This is a genomic window from Streptomyces sp. SID13666 (genome assembly GCF_010548325.1).
Taxonomy (GTDB): Bacteria; Actinomycetota; Actinomycetes; order Streptomycetales; family Streptomycetaceae; genus Actinacidiphila; species Actinacidiphila fildesensis.
The window spans coordinates 1-927 of record NZ_JAAGLX010000133.1 but is presented as its reverse complement, the minus strand read 5'-3'; the positions used below and the strand labels follow the sequence as shown (position 1 = coordinate 927).

Sequence of the window (927 nt, the reverse complement as noted above, 5' to 3'; positions counted from 1 at the left end):
ACGCACGGTCGGGCAGCGGCGATGTGCCGGGCGCGGAGTCCGCGATCGTCCGGCGGCCGTGGTCCTGGGCGGTGAGGGTGATACGCCGGTTGGTCCGGTCGGCGAGCCGGCTGATCGTCCGTGTGACTCCGTCCCAACTCGGGTGGACGGCGGCGTAGTCGGTGAGCACCTTGTAGATGTCCGTGTCGTCGGAGAGGACCTGCCCCTGCTCCTGGCGGATCGCGCTGGTGGTGGTCCGTACCGCGAGCCAGGCGGTGGCGGTGATCGCGCAGAGGGCGACGAGAAGCGAGGAAGCCAGCAGCCTGACCAGCAGACTCCTGCGCAGCGGCACCCTGGTCTCGGGGGTCTCGGCGTGCACCGCGGGCTCAGTGCGCACGGTGGCCCTCGGGGCCGTCAGCCATCTTGTAGCCGACCCCGAAGACGGTCAGCAGGAGGACCGGCTGCTTCGGGTCGGCTTCGAGCTTCTTGCGCAGGTTCAGGATGTGCACGTCGATGGAGCGCTCGGTGATGAAGCGGTCGGACCCGCGGGTCCGGGTCAGCAACTGCCGCCGGGTGAAGACCCGTTCGGGCTCGGCGGCCATGACCGCCAGGACCTCGAACTCCCCGGGGGTGCATTCCACCTGCCGCCCGCCGAGGTGGACGGTGTGCCGGACCGGATCCACCGAGAGGGCGCCGGCCCGCAGGACCGGGTCGGTCGGCCGACGGTCGTCCGGGATGGCGGCGCCGCCGCCGGTACGCCGGCTGCGCCTCAGCAGGGTGCGGATACGGGCCATCAGCTCACGGGGGCTGTAGGGCTTGGTCATGTAGTCGTCGGCGCCGAGGTCGAGGCCGAGCAGCAGGTCCTCCTCGGTGGTGCGGGCGGTCAGCATCAGCACCGGGAGGCCGGACGACTCCCCCCGCAGAATGCGGCAGACCTCCAGGCCGTCG

At 71.6% G+C, this 927-nt stretch carries 1 protein-coding gene and 1 pseudogene; both read right to left on the bottom strand.

The window, feature by feature from the left end:
• Positions 1–376, bottom strand: a pseudogene (locus tag G3I60_RS43730) (two-component sensor histidine kinase); the annotation flags it as partial.
• Positions 366–927, bottom strand: a 562-nt coding sequence (locus G3I60_RS43725; protein WP_164608553.1) for a response regulator transcription factor, incomplete at its 5' end; no start/stop codon positions are given. The pseudogene G3I60_RS43730 and the gene G3I60_RS43725, both read right to left, overlap by 11 nt.